The sequence below is a fragment of the Moorella thermoacetica genome (genome assembly GCF_001267405.1).
Lineage (GTDB): Bacteria > Bacillota > DSM-521 > Neomoorellales > Neomoorellaceae > Neomoorella > Neomoorella thermoacetica.
Map to the genome: position 1 here is coordinate 884,102 of NZ_CP012369.1, position 15,741 is coordinate 899,842.

General features: G+C 59.1%; 19 protein-coding genes and 1 riboswitch. All 19 genes read left to right on the forward strand.

Annotated features, from left to right (window positions below):
* The first annotated feature begins 30 nt into the window (after positions 1-30).
* The 19 genes from MOTHE_RS04425 to MOTHE_RS04515 all read left to right on the forward strand — a co-directional run bounded on the left by MOTHE_RS04425 (position 31) and on the right by MOTHE_RS04515 (position 15,733).
* Entirely contained in the window at positions 31-972 is a 942-nt protein-coding gene (locus MOTHE_RS04425; RefSeq protein WP_162490045.1) for a hypothetical protein, read from the forward strand.
* 104 nt (positions 973-1,076) lie between these two features.
* Positions 1,077-1,589 carry an RNA polymerase sigma factor SigX gene (locus MOTHE_RS04430; protein ID WP_080996772.1) on the forward strand — a complete coding sequence of 171 codons (513 nt, stop codon included), beginning with the start codon at positions 1,077-1,079 and terminating at the stop codon, positions 1,587-1,589.
* Complete coding sequence (locus MOTHE_RS04435) at positions 1,552-2,700, forward strand: anti-sigma factor family protein (RefSeq protein WP_053094718.1); 1,149 nt, start codon at positions 1,552-1,554, stop codon at positions 2,698-2,700. The genes MOTHE_RS04430 and MOTHE_RS04435 overlap by 38 nt, the downstream gene beginning before the upstream one ends.
* The gene (locus MOTHE_RS04440) at positions 2,700-3,617 is read left to right on the forward strand and encodes an ABC transporter ATP-binding protein (protein WP_011392475.1); all 918 of its coding nucleotides are present in this window, start codon (positions 2,700-2,702) and stop codon (positions 3,615-3,617) included. The genes MOTHE_RS04435 and MOTHE_RS04440 overlap by 1 nt, the downstream gene beginning before the upstream one ends.
* A complete protein-coding gene (locus MOTHE_RS04445; protein WP_011392476.1) occupies positions 3,608-4,486 on the forward strand; it encodes an ABC transporter permease in 879 nt (292 codons plus the stop codon). Before MOTHE_RS04440 ends, MOTHE_RS04445 begins: the two co-directional genes overlap by 10 nt.
* A 91-nt stretch (positions 4,487-4,577) precedes the next feature.
* Complete coding sequence (gene ftsY / locus MOTHE_RS04450) at positions 4,578-5,513, forward strand: signal recognition particle-docking protein FtsY (protein WP_053094719.1); 936 nt, start codon at positions 4,578-4,580, stop codon at positions 5,511-5,513.
* A 3-nt stretch (positions 5,514-5,516) separates the two neighbouring features.
* A complete protein-coding gene (locus tag MOTHE_RS04455; RefSeq protein WP_011392478.1) occupies positions 5,517-6,803 on the forward strand; it encodes an amidohydrolase in 1,287 nt (428 codons plus the stop codon).
* A gap of 5 nt (positions 6,804-6,808) precedes the next feature.
* Positions 6,809-6,970, reverse strand: a riboswitch (cyclic di-AMP (ydaO/yuaA leader).
* Positions 6,971-7,150: 180 nt separating this feature from the next.
* A complete protein-coding gene (locus MOTHE_RS04460; RefSeq protein WP_025774390.1) occupies positions 7,151-8,089 on the forward strand; it encodes an aldo/keto reductase in 939 nt (312 codons plus the stop codon).
* A gap of 160 nt (positions 8,090-8,249) precedes the next feature.
* Positions 8,250-8,618: a YlxM family DNA-binding protein gene (gene ylxM, locus MOTHE_RS04465; protein ID WP_011392480.1), complete on the forward strand. Its 369-nt coding sequence runs from the start codon at positions 8,250-8,252 to the stop codon at positions 8,616-8,618.
* 166 nt (positions 8,619-8,784) lie between these two features.
* Positions 8,785-10,128: a signal recognition particle protein gene (gene ffh, locus MOTHE_RS04470; protein ID WP_053094720.1), complete on the forward strand. Its 1,344-nt coding sequence runs from the start codon at positions 8,785-8,787 to the stop codon at positions 10,126-10,128.
* A 25-nt stretch (positions 10,129-10,153) separates the two neighbouring features.
* Positions 10,154-10,426, forward strand: coding sequence for a 30S ribosomal protein S16 (rpsP, locus tag MOTHE_RS04475; protein WP_011392482.1), 273 nt, complete (start codon positions 10,154-10,156; stop codon positions 10,424-10,426).
* A gap of 15 nt (positions 10,427-10,441) precedes the next feature.
* The gene (locus tag MOTHE_RS04480) at positions 10,442-10,672 is read left to right on the forward strand and encodes a KH domain-containing protein (RefSeq protein WP_011392483.1); all 231 of its coding nucleotides are present in this window, start codon (positions 10,442-10,444) and stop codon (positions 10,670-10,672) included.
* A gap of 2 nt (positions 10,673-10,674) precedes the next feature.
* On the forward strand, positions 10,675-11,205 hold the full coding sequence (gene rimM / locus MOTHE_RS04485) for a ribosome maturation factor RimM (protein WP_011392484.1): 531 nt from the start codon (positions 10,675-10,677) through the stop codon (positions 11,203-11,205).
* 11 nt (positions 11,206-11,216) lie between these two features.
* Complete coding sequence (trmD, locus tag MOTHE_RS04490) at positions 11,217-11,969, forward strand: tRNA (guanosine(37)-N1)-methyltransferase TrmD (protein ID WP_080997179.1); 753 nt, start codon at positions 11,217-11,219, stop codon at positions 11,967-11,969.
* A 77-nt stretch (positions 11,970-12,046) separates the two neighbouring features.
* Positions 12,047-12,388 (forward strand): 50S ribosomal protein L19, encoded by a 342-nt coding sequence (gene rplS, locus MOTHE_RS04495; protein ID WP_011392486.1) that lies wholly within the window; start codon positions 12,047-12,049, stop codon positions 12,386-12,388.
* 76 nt (positions 12,389-12,464) lie between these two features.
* Entirely contained in the window at positions 12,465-13,019 is a 555-nt protein-coding gene (lepB, locus tag MOTHE_RS04500) for a signal peptidase I (RefSeq protein ID WP_011392487.1), read from the forward strand.
* 8 nt (positions 13,020-13,027) lie between these two features.
* Positions 13,028-13,840 carry a ribosome biogenesis GTPase YlqF gene (ylqF, locus tag MOTHE_RS04505; protein ID WP_011392488.1) on the forward strand — a complete coding sequence of 271 codons (813 nt, stop codon included), beginning with the start codon at positions 13,028-13,030 and terminating at the stop codon, positions 13,838-13,840.
* A gap of 73 nt (positions 13,841-13,913) precedes the next feature.
* Complete coding sequence (locus MOTHE_RS04510) at positions 13,914-15,068, forward strand: sensor histidine kinase (protein WP_011392489.1); 1,155 nt, start codon at positions 13,914-13,916, stop codon at positions 15,066-15,068.
* On the forward strand, positions 15,065-15,733 hold the full coding sequence (locus MOTHE_RS04515; protein ID WP_011392490.1) for a response regulator: 669 nt from the start codon (positions 15,065-15,067) through the stop codon (positions 15,731-15,733). Before MOTHE_RS04510 ends, MOTHE_RS04515 begins: the two co-directional genes overlap by 4 nt.
* Positions 15,734-15,741 lie beyond the last annotated feature (8 nt).

Consider the following 15,741-nt stretch of genomic DNA (forward strand, 5'->3'; position numbering starts at 1 on the left):
CAATGGCGGGTAGGTTCCTTTTCCACGGCAGTGGCGCTGATTTTGTTTGGCGTGGCTACCCTGGTGTACCGGCACGATCCGGGCTATGTTCCCCAATTAATAAATAACTGGTGGCCGGTGGTGCTCATATTGCTGGGTTTGGAAATTTTTCTGGCGGGTTATTTATGCCGCGATGATGTACCCCGGCTAAAATATGATTTTTTGGCCTTAATTCTTGTCCTCGTGATAGTAATTATCAGTCTGGTAATTTATGTTTTCAACAGCAGCGGTTTGGCTGCCAGGTTGACCCAGGCCCTTGGCGCGGCAAGCTATACGGTTGATCTGCCGGAAAAAAGGCTGGCTGTGGCGGAAGGAGTGAAGAAAATTGCAGTCCAGGGGCCGGGATGCGAGTGGCATAACCTGCAGCTACGTTCGGGTAGTTCTGACGATCAAATAGTATTTTTTGGCCAGGCGATGGTTACAGCTACATCTGAAGCGGAAGCCAGGGAGATGGCTCGCAATGCTGGCTTATTTTCCCACCAGGTTGGCGATACCCTCTTTTTGGAATTGAGGGAGGTACCTTTATACCAGGGATTTGGGCTTTCTGCCAGGATATCAGGCAGCACCTTGATTCTCCCTGCTGGTTTGGCAGTAGAGGTAGCTGGCGATAAGAATGGAGCAGGACTGGAGATGGTTTTGGATTACCTGGAAGCAGACTGGTCTATTACTAACTCGGGGCCTATCCGGGTGACGTTAAATCGGGGTATAAACGTTCAAATTGAAGCTTGTTCCCTGGCTGCCGAAATGTTTCAAGGAAATATTAACTGGAAGATTCAAAACAGGTTAACTTCTACAGCCTCCTCGGATCAGAAATTACCTGTGCCTACGTACAATCAATCGGAACCAGAAGTGATGGCCCGGGCTACTGTTGGCGAAGGCGGGCCGCTTTTGAAACTGTTTTCCCGGGATGCGATTATGATAAATACCCGGTAAAAAGGGTTCGAGCGCTGTCACAAAATCCCCTTTGCCGGTGTTATAGTTACAGCAGGGGTTTTAAAGGGAGGGAGGTTCCCATCAAATCCGCGGAATTCGAGGCCCTGTTTCAGAGCTACTACCCCCTGGTGTACCGGCGGCTCTACTACCTCCTGGGGGAGCGGGCGGCCGCCGAGGATCTGACCCAGGAAGCCTTTTTGCGGCTCTACCGCCAGCCGCCCCGGGATAAGAGTAACCTGAGCGGGTGGCTCCTGCGGGTGGCGGCCAACCTGGCCTACAACTACCTGCGCGGCGAAGAGCGGCGCCGCCGCCGCGAGGAGGGCCAGTACCGGGAGGGGACTGGCGTTATACCCCTGGAGGAAGCGGTCATCCGCAGCCAGGAGGCCCAGCAGGTCCATCAATGCCTAGCAAAACTCGCGCCCAGGGACCGCATCTGCCTGCTCTTAAAGAACGCTGGCCACAGCTACGCCGAGATTGCCGCGGTCATCCAGGTGGATAAGAATTCAGTGGGTACCATCCTGGCCCGGGCCCGGCGACACTTTGCCGAGCTGTACAGCCAAATGGAAGGGAGGTACGACCATGTGTCCGGAAGAGGGTCTTCTTCAGGCATATCTTGACGGCGAACTGGATGCGGAGATGACCGCCCGGGTGGCCGATCACCTGGCGGGGTGCCCTGCCTGCCTGCAACGCCTTCAGGACCTGGAGGAACTGGCGGATAGCACCACTACCGCCCTGGCGGCCTACCGGCGGGAGACCGAAGCCGCCGGTCGTCCCTTAAGGGCACCTGGGCCCGGCTCTATGCCCTTCCGCCATCGACCCCTGACTAAAGCAAGGAGGATGGTTGATATGATCCGGCAACATAAGTGGTTTTCCGGTGCAGCCGCGGCCGTCCTGGCCCTGGCCGTCTTCTTAAGCTGGGCCCCGGGCCGCAGCCTGGCCGCCCAGTTCCTCAACATCTTCCGCATGGAAAAGATCCAGGTGGTGAAGATCACCCCCGAGGATATGGCCCAACTGGATAAACTCTTTAACGGCCAGGGGGGCGAGGTGGACATCAGGAACTTCGGCCGGGTGGAGGTTAAGCGGCCGGCCCAGCCGCGGGTTGAGGCTGAACCGGCCCAGGTGGAGGCCTTGAGCGGGTTAAAACTGGACCTGCCCGCCACCCTGGCCGGGCGGGAGAGGATGGCCATCAACGTCGAGCAGTCGCCGACCGTCACCTTTACCCCCGACGTCGAGAAGCTGAACAGCTACCTGCAGAAACACGGCGGCGTCCTGCTGCCGGCCGACCTGGCGGGCAAGTCCTTCACTTTAAGCATCCCGCCCCTGGTGCAGGCCGACTATGGCCGGCGGCCGTTCCAGCCGGGGCAGAGCTTTACCATCTACGCCGCCCGCGACCTGACCATTGACGCGCCCCAAGGGGTTGATCTGCTGGCCCTGCGCCAGGCGTTGTTGAACCTGCCCTTCCTGCCGGCCGGCTTACGCCAGCAGCTGGCGGCCATTAAAGACTGGCAGCATACCTTGCCCATCCCGGAGACCCAGGGTATGGCGGCGCGGGAGATCACGGTCAACGGCAACCAGGGGGTCTACTTTACCAGCGCAACTCCAACCCACTACCCCAACGGGAAAGTACAAGATAGTGTCATCCTGGCCTGGCGCCAGGGTAATAGCTGGCGGGCCATCACCGGCCTATCCCTGGATGAAGCCCTGCGGGTAGCAGCGGAGGTCAAGTAATGGCTGTAATTGAAGCCCGGAATTTGACCAAAATCTACGGTCGGCAAGTAGCCTGCCGGGAGATCTGCCTCTCCGTCGAGGAGGGGCAGATCTTCGGCCTCTTAGGACCCAACGGCGCCGGCAAGAGCACCCTGGTAAAGATGCTGGTGGGCCTGGTCTACCCCACGGCCGGGGAGGCCCTGGTGGCCGGCTACTCGCCCCAGGACATCAGGGGCCGGCGCCAGGTGGGCTTTTTACCGGAGAACTTCCGCCTCCACGGCTGGCTCAAGGGGCAAGAACTCTTGACCTTTCACGCTCAGCTGGCGGGCCTGGACGGCAGGGCCGCCAGCCGGCGGGCTCATGAAGTCCTGGGACTGGTAGGCTTGAGCGGGGAAGGCCAGAAGCTGGTGGCCAATTACAGCAAGGGAATGCAGCAGCGCCTGGCCCTGGCCGCCGCCCTGGTGGGCGATCCCCGGGTGGTCTTCCTGGACGAGCCCACCTCGGCCCTGGACCCCCTGGGCCGGCGCCAGGTACGGGAGATCCTCCTGGCCCTGAAGGAGGCCGGTAAAACCGTCTTCTTAAACAGTCACCTGCTGAGCGAAGTTGAGCAGGTCTGCGACCAGGTGGCCATCATCAACCGGGGCACGGTGGTGGCCAGCGGCCGGCTGGCGGAACTACAGTCCGGCCCGGCGACGGTCGCCATCAGGTTGGCTGGCCTGACCGGAGAACTGGAAGCGGAACTACGCCGGCGTTACCCTTCCCTGCGGCTGGAAGGCGACCGGCTCACCCTGGACCTGGGTGGCCGGGAGGAAGTCGCCGACCTGGTGGCCCGGCTGGTGGCCGGGGGCTGCCGCATCTACGAAGTTACGCCCGGCCATAGTTCCCTGGAAGACGTCTTTGTCTACCTGGTGCGGGAGGGGGAGCAGGCATGTGGCTGATGGCCCTTTTTACTTTCCGGGAGGCATGGCGGAAAAAGGTGGCCTTCATCGCCGGCGCTCTTACCCTGGCCTTCCTCATCCTTTACGGCATCGGCCTGCACTTTATCTCTGGAGGTAGTATGGTGCATACGGCCAATCCCACCGCCAGCGCCGCCAGTTACTATGCCATGATGCAGGCCATTACCCTCTTTGTCCTGGGGATCTACCTGGCCAGTTTCCTGGTGGCGGGCCTGGCCATCCTGGCCGCTGTGGGCAGCATCGCTGGCGAGATCGAGAATGGCAGCCTTTACACCCTGGCCGTCCGGCCCCTCAGCCGCCGCGACCTGCTCCTGGGTAAATTCCTGGGCCTGGCGGCCATGCTGGTGCTCTATGCCGCCATCTTTTTCCTGGCCCTGGCCGGCCTGGTCTACTGGCAAACAGGCCTGGTCATCCCCGGGCTGGGACCGGCCCTGGGCCTCTTTATCCTGGAGCCCCTGGTCCTCCTGGCCGTCACCATGCTGGGCACCACCAGGCTCAGCACCCTGGGTAACGGCGTCCTGGCCTTCGCCCTTTACGCCCTGGCCGTAGTCGGGGGCATGATGGAGCAGATCGGCGCCCTGGTGGAGAGCACCGCTGCCATTTATACAGGTGTGGTTACCAGCCTCATCCTGCCGGCGGACGCCGTCTACCGGCGGCTGGTGGCGACGGTGGTCGACCGGCTACCCGCCGGCAACGGCCAGGATATTCCCCGCCTTATCAATCCCCAATCGATGCTGGGCCCCTTTGGCAGCCAGTCCACCCCCAGTGATTGGATGCTGGTTTATACCCTGGTATATATAGTCATCCTGCTGGCGGCGGCAGTTTACGTCTTTAACCGGCGGGATGTTTGAGCTTACGGCAGCATTAAATAAACCTTGGACAAAAGGCCTCGCCTCTGGTAAATTAGAGGGGAGGCCTTTGGTTTAGTTGGAGGGAACAGCGTTGAATTTTTTCAGCAGGCTCAAAGAGGGTTTAAATAAGACACGGGAGAACCTCACCCGGCGGGTGGGGGAATTGCTGGCCGGCAGCAGTCGCCTGGATGACGATTTCTTTGATGAGCTGGAGGAAATATTACTGACGGCCGATGTGGGCGCCAGGACCAGCATGGAACTGGTGGAAAGGCTCCGCCGGGAGGTCAGGGACCGCAAAATAACCGACCCGGCGGCAGTGGGAAGCCTGTTGCAGGAAGAAGTCGCCCGGATGCTTGGGGAAGAGGTGCCGCGTCTGGTTTGGGCGCCCGAGCCGCCGACGGTGATCCTGGTGGTGGGCGTCAACGGCGCCGGCAAGACGACAACTATCGGGAAACTAGCCTGCCGGTTCGCCCGGGAAGGTAAAAGGGTGATCCTGGCTGCGGCCGATACCTTCCGGGCCGCCGCCGGCGAGCAACTGGCCGTATGGGCCGAGCGGGCCGGGGCCGGGCTGATCCGCCACCAGGCCGGCGCCGACCCGGCGGCGGTGGTCTACGCTGCCATCCAGTCGGCCCGTAACCGCCGCGCCGACGTGGTACTGGTAGATACCGCCGGCCGCCTGCAGACTAAAACCAACCTGATGGAAGAGCTGAAGAAGATCCGCCGGCTCATGGAGCGGGAACTGCCGGGGTCACCCCACGAGGTGCTCCTGGTCCTGGACGCCACCACCGGCCAGAACGCCCTTTCCCAGGCCAGGCTCTTCAGCGAGGCGGTGGGTGTCACCGGCATCGCCCTCACCAAGCTGGACGGCACGGCCAAGGGCGGGGTGATCCTGGGGATAGCCGCTGAGATGGGCATCCCCGTCAAGCTGGTGGGCCTGGGGGAAGGCCCGGACGATCTGAAAGAATTTCAACCCCGGGACTTTGCCGCCGCCCTGTTCAGCGGCCTGGCTGGGGAGAAGGAGGAATAATTCGTGGGCAAGATTTTAATCAAGGATTGTACCATCGTTCCGATAAGCGGTCCGGTAATTGGGAAGGGGGTTATCGCCATTAATGACGACCGCCTCCATTATGTCGGCCCGGCAGGCGGTTTGCCGGCCGGCTGGCAGGCGGATACCGTAATTGATGCCGGCGATATGGTGGCCCTGCCGGGCCTGGTCAATGCCCATACCCACGCCGCCATGACCCTGCTGCGGAGCTACGCCGACGACCTGCCACTTAAACAATGGTTGGAAGAAAAAATCTGGCCCCGCGAGGACCGGCTGGAGCGGGAAGATATCTACTGGGGTAGCAAAATCGCCCTGCTGGAGATGATCCGCTCCGGCACCACCACCTTTGCCGATATGTATTTCCATATGGATGCCGTGGCCGGGGCAGTGGTGGAAGCCGGGCTGCGGGCCAGCCTTTGCCAGGGATTGATAGGCCTTCAGGATACCAGCAACAAACGGCTGGAAGCAGGCATCAGTATGGTAAAAGAGTGGCATGGCGCTGGTGAGGGACGGATTACCACCATGCTGGGTCCCCACGCCCCCAATACCTGCACGCCGGAGTATTTAACCAGGGTTGCCGAGACAGCGGCCGGGCTGGGGGTGGGGTTACATATCCACCTGGCGGAAACGCGGGGAGAGGTCGAAGACGTAAAAGCCCGTTACGGGGCTACCCCGGTAGCCCTGGTCAACAAGCTGGGTCTCCTGGACCTGCCAGTCCTGGCGGCCCACTGCGTCCACCTGACCACCGAGGAAATCGCTATCCTGGCCGAGAAAAAGGTCGGCGTGGCCCACTGCCCGGAGAGTAATCTTAAACTGGCCAGCGGCGTGGCCCCGGTAAAGGAGATGCTGGCTGCCGGCGTCAACGTGGCCATCGGCACTGACGGCGCCTCCAGCAACAATAACCTGGACATGGTGGCTGAGACCCGGACGGCGGCCCTGCTGGCTAAAGGCATTACCGGCGACCCCACGGTAGTACCCGCCCACCAGGCCCTGGTTATGGCCACCCTGAACGGTGCCCGGGCCCTGGGCCTGGAAAAGGAGATCGGCACCCTGGAAGCGGGTAAAAAGGCCGACCTGATCCTGGTGGACATGCGCCAGCCCCACTTGATGCCGCCCAACGATGTCGAGGCCAACCTGGTTTACGCCGCCCGGGGAAGCGACGTGGATACGGTTATCGTTAACGGGAAGATTCTCATGGCCAGGGGTGAGGTTAAGACCCTGGATGCCGAAGAGATTTACGCCCAGGTGACGAAGAGGATGCACAAAGGGTAAAAAAAATCCACCTCCTTCCACGCCTGCGAGGTTAGCTGCCGGGTGCGGACCAAGGATGGCCCTACCCCGCGCCCCTTTTTCCCCGTATAGGAAAAACTGGCGCGGAGATTAACCCCACTTACCTGGTTCCCCCGCTTTCCACCGAGGAAATTCGGCGATCAGGTGGAAGAAGTGGAATTGATGGCATCCTCATTGTAACACGGAGGGGCAATTTTGTTAACATAAAACTTAATGGCAGAGGTGGCGGGTTTATTCCAGCCGGGTAGCCGGGGATGAACGGCCGGCATCTGCCGGGCCAGCCCCCGGTTTTCGCCCGCCTGCCAAAAATTCATCCGGAGGGAATGCTAATGGAGTATCGCCGGCTTGGACGGACGGGCTTCAAGGTTTCCGAGCTATGTTTCGGCGCCCTGCCCATGGGGCCGCGCCAGAAAAACCTCGATGTTGACACCTGCACCAGGATTATCAAAAGAGCCCTGGAGGGCGGTGTTAATTTCATCGATACGGCGCAAATTTATGAGACCTATGAGCCTATCCGGCGGGCTATTCACGCCTACGGCGGTGAAGTGATTATCGCCACCAAGTCCGCAGCTGTCACCTATGAGGATATGGAGCGGGCGATCCAGGAGGCCCGGGAGAAGCTCCAGCTGGAATATATTCATATTTTCCACCTGCATGCTGCCCGGGCAACAGAGCGAATTTTTGAGGAAAGGGCAGGCGCCCTGCGCTGCCTCCTCGACGCCAGGGAAAAAGGAATAATCGGGGCTGTTGGTATTTCCACCCACGGCGTGGCGGCCGTGCGGAAAGCGGCCGCCGAAAAAGAAATAGACGTTGTCTTCCCCCTGGTGAATATCAAGGGGGCGGGCATCATCGACGGCAGCCGCGAAGAAATGCTGGCCGCCATTGCGGAAGCAGTGGCTGCCGGCAAGGGGGTTTACCTGATGAAGGCCCTGGCCGGGGGCAACCTGCTGGACAACTATCAGGAGGCCATGGCCTTTGCCCGCCGGGTACCGGGTATTGCCGCCATAGCCGTAGGCATGGTCAGCGAGGCGGAAGTGGATTACAACCTGCGCTACTTTAACGGCGAAGACCCGGGGATAATACAAACTGCCGCCAAGGAGTTTGCCGTGGTGGAGACTGTCTGCGCCGGCGACGGCGCCTGTCTTGAGGCCTGCACCAACGACGCCATAACTATGGTTAACGGCAAGGCCAGGATCAACCGCGCCAAGTGCCTCCTCTGCGGCTACTGCACCGAGGTGTGCCCGCAGTTTGCCATCAGGATGATCTAGTCCTGGGCATCTCCTCGGGACCTAAGATGAACAGGATGCCTTTTTGTAAGGGCAGTATACCTGCTGCAAGCGAGCAGGTATTTTTTATCTTTCCAGCCTGTCAAAGGGCGGCCCTTGACACCATTACGAAAGTGCCATATAATCATCTGCGGTGGTGCTCATGCTCGACGACCTGGCCCGGGTGGCGCGCCTCTATGATTTCTACGGTCCCCTCCTCACCCCCAAGCAGAGGCACTGGCTGGAACTCCATTACCACCACGATCTCTCCCTGGGAGAGATAGCCGGCGAAGAGGGGATCAGCCGCCAGGCGGTTTATGACGGCCTGCAGCGGGCCGTCAAAGCCCTGGAGGAGTACGAATCCCGCCTGGGTTACCTGCGGCGGGATATGGCCCTGCGGGAGCAATTGGCAGCAGCCATCAGGCATCTGGAGAACTACCGCCGGGGCGGTGGCGAGGGGGAGCTGGTTGAGACCAGCCGGATCCTGCAGCGGCTCCTGGAACTGCCTGAGGGTAGTATGGGGAAAAAATAAACAAGCCGCAGGTTACCGGGTCGTGAGGTTGTTTCACGATCGTCCACAAAACGGAGATGGAACGGCGATGGTAGGGAGTGGGGCCGGGGTGACCGGTTGAGTAATATCAAACTCGAATAACGGATACCGCGCGATCCAGAAAATCAGCAAACCGGGGGTGTAACAGGTGGCCGTCTTTGCTTCCCTGGCCGACAAACTCCAGGAAACCTTTAAAAAACTGCGCGGCAAAGGCAAGCTCACCGAAGCTGACGTTACAGCCGCAATGCGGGAGATCCGCCTGGCCCTGCTGGAAGCCGACGTCAACTTCAAGGTCGTCAAGGACTTTGTTAACCGGGTTAAGGAGCGGGCCGTCGGCCAGGAAGTCATGCAGAGCCTGACCCCTGGCCAGCAGGTGGTCAAAATCGTCCATGAGGAATTGACGGCCCTCATGAGTGGCGGGGAGAGTAAAATCAACTGGGCCAGCCAGCCCCCGACGGTCATCATGCTGGCCGGGCTCCAGGGTGCCGGGAAGACGACTACAGCGGCCAAGCTCGCCCGCCTGGCCCAGAACCAGGGCCGCCGGCCCCTGTTGGTAGCCGCTGATGTTTACCGGCCGGCAGCCATCAAACAGCTCCAGGTCCTGGGTGAACAACTGAAAGTCCCGGTCTTCAGCATGGGTGAGGGCAGCAGCCCGGTGGATATCGCCCGGGCGGCAGTAGAACATGCCCGTACCCATGGTAGCAACCCGGTAATCCTGGATACCGCCGGTCGCCTCCATATCAATGAAACGATGATGGCCGAGCTGGCTGCCATCAAAGAAGCCGTCCGGCCCCAGGAGATCCTCCTGGTGGTGGATGCCATGACCGGCCAGGACGCCGTTCAGGTGGCCTCTACCTTTCACCAGCAACTGGGCCTGACGGGGGTCATCCTGACCAAGCTCGACGGTGACACCCGGGGCGGGGCCGCCCTCTCCATCAGGGCTGTTACCGGTTGCCCGATTAAATTTATCGGTATGGGCGAAAAAACCGAGGCCCTGGAGACCTTCCACCCGGACCGGTTAGCCTCCCGCATCCTGGGTATGGGTGATGTCCTGAGCCTCATTGAGAAAGCCCAGGCCAACCTGGATGTTGAGCGAGCGAAAGAGCTGCAGAAGAAAATCCGCCAGCAGGAGTTTACCCTGGAGGATTTTCTGGAACAGATGAAACAGATGAAAAAAATGGGTCCCCTGGAAGAGATTCTAAACATGCTCCCCGGGGCCGGTAAAATGAAGCAGCTCAAGGATCTCCAGATTGACCCCAAAGAAATGATCCGTACGGAAGCCATTATCCAGTCTATGACGCCGGCGGAGAGGCGCAATCCGGCCATCATCAATGGCAGCCGCAAACGGCGTATTGCTGCCGGCAGCGGCACCCGGGTCCAGGACGTCAATCGTTTGCTGCGCCAGTTCGAGGACGCGCGGAAGCTGATGCACATGTTCAGTGAAGGTGGCGGCAAGAAAAAGCCCAAAGGCCGCATCCCCTTCCCCTTTTAGGGAACTTTTTGAGGAGGTGAAATGGATGGCTACTAAAATCCGCCTGAAGCGCATGGGAGCTAAAAAAGCACCCTTCTACCGTCTGGTGGTGGCCGATTCCCGCTCGCCCCGCGACGGCCGGGTAGTTGAGGAGATCGGTTACTATAACCCCGTCAAGCAGCCTGTAGAAATAAAGGTCGATGAAGAAAAGGCCCTGCACTGGTTAACCACGGGGGCCCAGCCTTCGGAAACCGTCCGGGCTCTGTTGAAAAAAGCCGGGGTATGGCAGAAATATATCGCTGCCCGGGAAGCTAAATAGGGGGGCGCATAACTAATGAAGGAATTGTTAATAACCCTGGCTAAAGCCCTGGTAGATCACCCCGACCAGGTCAGCGTCAACCAGATTGAAGGTGAAAAATCAGTTATCCTGGAGCTCCGGGTAGCCCAGGAGGATATGGGCAAGGTAATCGGTAAACAGGGACGTATAGCACGAGCCATCCGGACCCTGGTCAAGGCAGCCGCGGCCCATGAAGGTAAGCGCGTAGTGGTGGAGATTATCCATTAACCATGGATACAGAAAGGATTGGCGTCGGCAAAATTATCGGCACCCATGGCATCCGGGGGGAGGTAAAGGTTTTCCCCCTGACGGATTTCCCCGAGCGCTTCCGGCCGGGGACCAGGTTAATCCTGGAGCAGGAAGGGGCGGATGGCCGGGAAGGGAGAACTTTCCCGGTGACCGTCATCAGTGTCCGTCCCGGCAAAGGAAATCTCATCCTAAAACTGGCCGAAATTAACGACGCCGACCAGGCCGGAGCTGTCCGGGGAGCAACCCTTAAAGTAGAACCCTGGGAGGTTGAACCCCTGCCGGAGGGTCACTACTATATTTACCAGTTGCTCGGCAGCCGGGTCTATACAACAGGAGGCGAATTCTTGGGCATCCTGCGGGATATCCTGGCAACGGGAGCCAACGATGTTTATGTAGTCCGGAATGAAGACGCCGGGGAAATTTTGATCCCGGCCTTAAAAACAGTCGTCCGCCAGGTTGACTTGGCCAGGAAAGAGATACGGGTCGAACTACCGCCGGGGTTACGGGACTAGGAGGCCAGAGTTTGCGGGTAGATGTCCTGACGATCTTTCCCGAGATGTTTACCGGGTTTTTAAACACCAGCATTATTAAGCGTGCCCGGGAACAGGGCCGCCTGGAGGTCAACCTGGTCAACATCCGCGCCTACGCCAGGAATAAACACCGAAACGTTGACGATTATCCTTTCGGCGGCGGGCCGGGGATGGTTATGCAGGCCGAACCCCTCTTCCTGGCGGTGGAAGACCTGTTGCCTGGCGGAGAGGCTGCCAGGCCGCCGGTTATCCTCATGTCACCACAGGGAGAAGCATTCAACCAGGGAATGGCAGAGGAACTGGCCCGGGAGGAGCACCTGATCTTGATCTGCGGCCACTACGAGGGTGTCGACGAGAGGGTCAGGCTGGCCCTGGTGACCAGAGAGATTTCCATTGGCGATTATGTCCTCACCGGCGGCGAACTGCCGGCTATGGTCATTATCGACGCCGTCACCCGCCTGCTACCGGGTGTTCTGGGGGCGCCGGAGGGAGCGCGGGAGGATTCCTTTGCCATGGGACTGCTGGAATATCCCCAGTATACACGTCCCCGTTCCTTTCGCGGCCTGGAAGTGCCGGAGGTACTGTTATCGGGCAACCATGAGCAGATCCGGCGCTGGCGGCGACAACAGGCCCTGGAGCGGACCTGGCGGCGCCGGCCGGATTTACTGGCTAGGGTAAATTTAAGCCCGGAAGACCGGCGCTTTTTGGAGGAAATTAGCTGCCGGGAAGGGGAGAGAACTCCTTAACTCCTTGATGTTGTTACGCAGGAAATATTTATGGTATAATAAGCGCTGGTTTACCGGCTGGAAAGGAGGGGTTCAAGGTGAATATCATCGAAACCCTGGAAAAGGAACAATTGCGTACCGATATCCCTGATTTTAGACCCGGGGATACCGTACGGGTACATGTTAAAGTAGTTGAAGGCAATCGCGAGCGCATCCAGATTTTTGAAGGGGTAGTGATAGGCCGCCGGGGCAGGGGTATCAATGAAACCTTTACCGTACGCCGGGTATCCTACGGCGTGGCAGTAGAGCGGATCTTTCCCCTGCACTCGCCACGGCTGGAACGCATCGAGGTAGTCCGTCACGGCAAGGTCAGGAGGGCCAAACTTTACTACCTGCGCGAGCGGGTAGGCAAAGCGGCCCGCATTAAAGAGGAACGGTAAAGTAAGCCTGAAGAAGTTGAACAACGGGACTGGTGCTCAATCAGTCCCGTGTTTGACTAATGGGGGGCGTCAGCCTTTGCAGCCGTTAGAGGAAAGCAGAGAAGGTAAACAGAGCAGGGAAACGGCCTGGTGGTGGGATTTACTACAGTCCCTGGTTGTTGCCGCCGTCCTGGCTGTAATCATTCGCGCCTTTCTCTTCACACCATTTTATATTCCTTCCCCCTCTATGGAACCAACCCTTTACCCGGGGGACCGGATTATTGTCAACCGCCTGGCCTACCGCCTGGGTGATCCCCAGCGGGGCGATGTGGTAGTCTTCCACTATCCCCTGGATCCCAGCCGGGACTATATTAAAAGAGTCGTTGCCGTGGGCGGAGATACGGTGGAGGCGCGGAATAACGTCCTTTATGTCAACGGGCAACCACAGCCTCCGGAAAAGTACCTGCCGCCCGGGGTAGTTTACAGTGACTTCGGCCCGGTGAAGGTCCCACCAAACAACTACTTTATGATGGGTGACAACCGTAACAATAGTGCCGATAGTAGGGTATGGGGGACCCTGGATCGCCGGCTGGTTATCGGCAAGGCCATGTTTATCTTCTGGCCATTAAACCGCCTGGGCCTGATCAGGTAGGTGAACTTATGCCTGCTCCCCTGCAATCCCTGCGTCAGTATTTAAAGGTTGTTGACGCTGTCCTGGAGGTGGCTGATGCCCGCCTGCCGGTTTCCAGCCGTTACCCCGACCTGGAAAAGCTAATCGGTTTCCGGGCGCGGGTCGTGGTATTGACCAGGGCGGATCTTGCCGACCCTGCCGCCACTGCTTGCTGGCTGGAAAAACTGCGCGCCGGGGGTACCAGGGCCGTGGCTATGAACGCCAGGACGGGTTCCGGCGACCGCCTTTTGTACCAGTATTTGAAAGCCATTGCCAAGGCCAAAAGGGAAGCCCGGGCCCGGAGGGGGTTGGGTGAAGCCCCTTTAAGGGTTATGGCCTTAGGCATACCCAATGTTGGTAAGTCTTCCGTTTTGAATCGCCTGGCCGGCCGGGGCGCAGCCCGGACCGGGAACCGCCCGGGGATTACCCGGGGGCCCCAGTGGATCCGGATCAAAGATAACCTGGAACTCTTAGATACCCCGGGCGTCCTCTGGCCCCGCTGGCGGGAACCCCGGACGGCCCTGTGGTTAGGTGCCCTGGGATGCGCTCCGGAAGAGTCAGTCCCGGTCGTAGGAATAGCCTGCCTGGTGGGCGAATTTCTATTGCGGGAGGCTCCGGGAACCCTGGCCGCCAGGTACGGGATTCAGGAACAGGGGGACGCAACCGATATCCTGGCAGCCATTGGCCGGGCCCGGGGCTTCCTTCTCCCCGGCGGAGTAGTCGACCAGGAAAAGACGGCCCGGGCCCTGGTGAATGATTTCCGGGAGGGACGTCTGGGTCGTTTTACCCTGGAAAGGCCCTGAAAACTAAAAGCTTTATCTGTATTGCTGCCCGGCGATACCGGTGGCCGCCCTGGAGGGGACGAGGAGGGGTTCCGTGCCAGAAAAGGTAATAACTGCTGCCACCCTGGAGCAAATAGTAAAGGAAACAGTTAAAACCCTGGAGGAGAGCCGGGAAGCCATTTACAACATCGCTGAAACGGCCCGGCAGGAAGAGGCCCGGCTGCGCCAGGAGCTGGATGAGGTCCGCCGGGAATTCAGTGAGGCTGCAGCCCGGGTGGACAGGCTGGAAATAGAAGAAAAGAAGGCCAGGAACCGTTTGATGGAAGTAAGCCGTGACTTTTCCAGCTACGGGGAAAAGGAGATGCAGGCGGCCTACGAACGAGCCCGGGAGTATCAGGTCCAGCTGGGTTTGTGGCGGGAACGGGAGAGCCAGCTGCGCCTGCGCCGGGACCGCCTGGAAAGTACCTTGAAAAACCAGCAGGAGATGGTCCGGCGGGCGGAAGAACTGGTGCGGAATGTTGGTGCTGCCCTGGCCTTGTTGACCGGAGAACTGGCCCGGGTGGGCGATCACCTGGAGGAACTGGAACAGCGCCACCTGGTAGGATTAAAGATTCTCCAGGCCCAGGAAGAGGAACGCCGGCGCCTGGCCCGGGAGATTCACGATGGGCCGGCCCAGGCTATGGCCGGGATAGCCTTTAAAGCCGAACTCTGTACCAGGCTGGCTGATATTAAATCAGGTAATTTAAAGAACGAACTCCTGGCCCTGGGTAATCTGGCCCGGGATACCCTGGCAGAAATACGGAAAATAATCTTTTCCCTGCGGCCGATGATGCTTGACGACCTGGGATTGGTACCGGCCCTTTATCGTTTTGCAGGCGAATACCTGGAAAAATACGGCCTGGATGTAGAATTAATTATCATTGGCAATGAGGAACGATTGGATAAAGCCCTTGAAATAGGCATCTTTCGTCTAATTCAAGAGGCTTTAAATAATGTCTGGAAGCATGCCGGGGTAACCGAGGCCCGGGTTAAGGTGGAGTTCCGACCTGAGAAAATCACCCTGAGTATCAAAGATGAGGGTTGCGGCTTTGATCCGGCAGCAGCCCGGGGGAGCGGGTACGGCCTGGCCGGTATGCAGGAGCGAGTGAAACTCCTGGGCGGAAAGCTGGCAATTAAAACTGCCCCGGGCCGGGGTACGGAGGTAGAAATAGTTATCCCGCGGCAGCAAGGAGGGGGGTGGGGATTTTGACGGATATTGAGAAGATTACCATCTTGATTGCTGATGACCATTCCCTGGTGCGGGAGGGTATACGTAAAATCCTGGAGCTGGAACCGGACCTGCAGGTAGTTGGTGAAGCTGCCACCGGCCAGGAGGCCATCGAGATGACACGGCGTTACCAGCCTCAGGTCATTATTATGGATATTAACATGCCGGGCCTGAATGGCATTGAAGCTACGAAAGTAATACGGCAGGAATGGCCGCAAATCGCTATCCTGGCCCTTACTATTCATGACGATGAGGAATATATTATTGAATTGTTACGGTCCGGGGTATCCGGCTACGTCCTGAAGGACATCAGCGCCGAAGAACTGGTGCAGGCCGTCTACCAGGTGGCCCGGGGCGCCCGGGTTATTCACCCGGGGGTAGCCCAGAAGGTTATCGGTTGTATCCAGAAGCAAAAACCCTTTACACCGGCCCCCGTATCTATACCCCTGACCGCGCGGGAACGGGAGATCTTAATCCATGTCAGCCTGGGCAAGTCCAACCGGGAAATCGCCAGGGAACTATTTATTAGTGAAAAAACGGTAAAAAACCATCTAACGCATATCTTTCATAAAATTGGGGTCTCCGATCGTACCCAGGCGGCCCTTTATGCCTTGAAACATGGCCTGAATGATGCTAAGTTAGAGTAGGTGGTACA

Excerpts from the sequence above, each read along its gene's own strand:
- MOTHE_RS04435 (WP_053094718.1), top strand. The coding sequence starts at position 1,552 with ATGTGTCCGGAAGAGGGTCTTCTTCAGGCATATCTTGACGGCGAACTG.
- MOTHE_RS04440 (WP_011392475.1), top strand. The coding sequence starts at position 2,700 with ATGGCTGTAATTGAAGCCCGGAATTTGACCAAAATCTACGGTCGGCAA.
- MOTHE_RS04445 (WP_011392476.1), top strand. The coding sequence starts at position 3,608 with ATGTGGCTGATGGCCCTTTTTACTTTCCGGGAGGCATGGCGGAAAAAG.
- MOTHE_RS04460 (WP_025774390.1), top strand. The coding sequence starts at position 7,151 with ATGGAGTATCGCCGGCTTGGACGGACGGGCTTCAAGGTTTCCGAGCTA.
- ylxM (WP_011392480.1), top strand. The coding sequence starts at position 8,250 with ATGCTCGACGACCTGGCCCGGGTGGCGCGCCTCTATGATTTCTACGGT.
- rpsP (WP_011392482.1), top strand. The coding sequence starts at position 10,154 with ATGGCTACTAAAATCCGCCTGAAGCGCATGGGAGCTAAAAAAGCACCC.
- MOTHE_RS04480 (WP_011392483.1), top strand. The coding sequence starts at position 10,442 with ATGAAGGAATTGTTAATAACCCTGGCTAAAGCCCTGGTAGATCACCCC.
- rimM (WP_011392484.1), top strand. The coding sequence starts at position 10,675 with ATGGATACAGAAAGGATTGGCGTCGGCAAAATTATCGGCACCCATGGC.
- ylqF (WP_011392488.1), top strand. The coding sequence starts at position 13,028 with ATGCCTGCTCCCCTGCAATCCCTGCGTCAGTATTTAAAGGTTGTTGAC.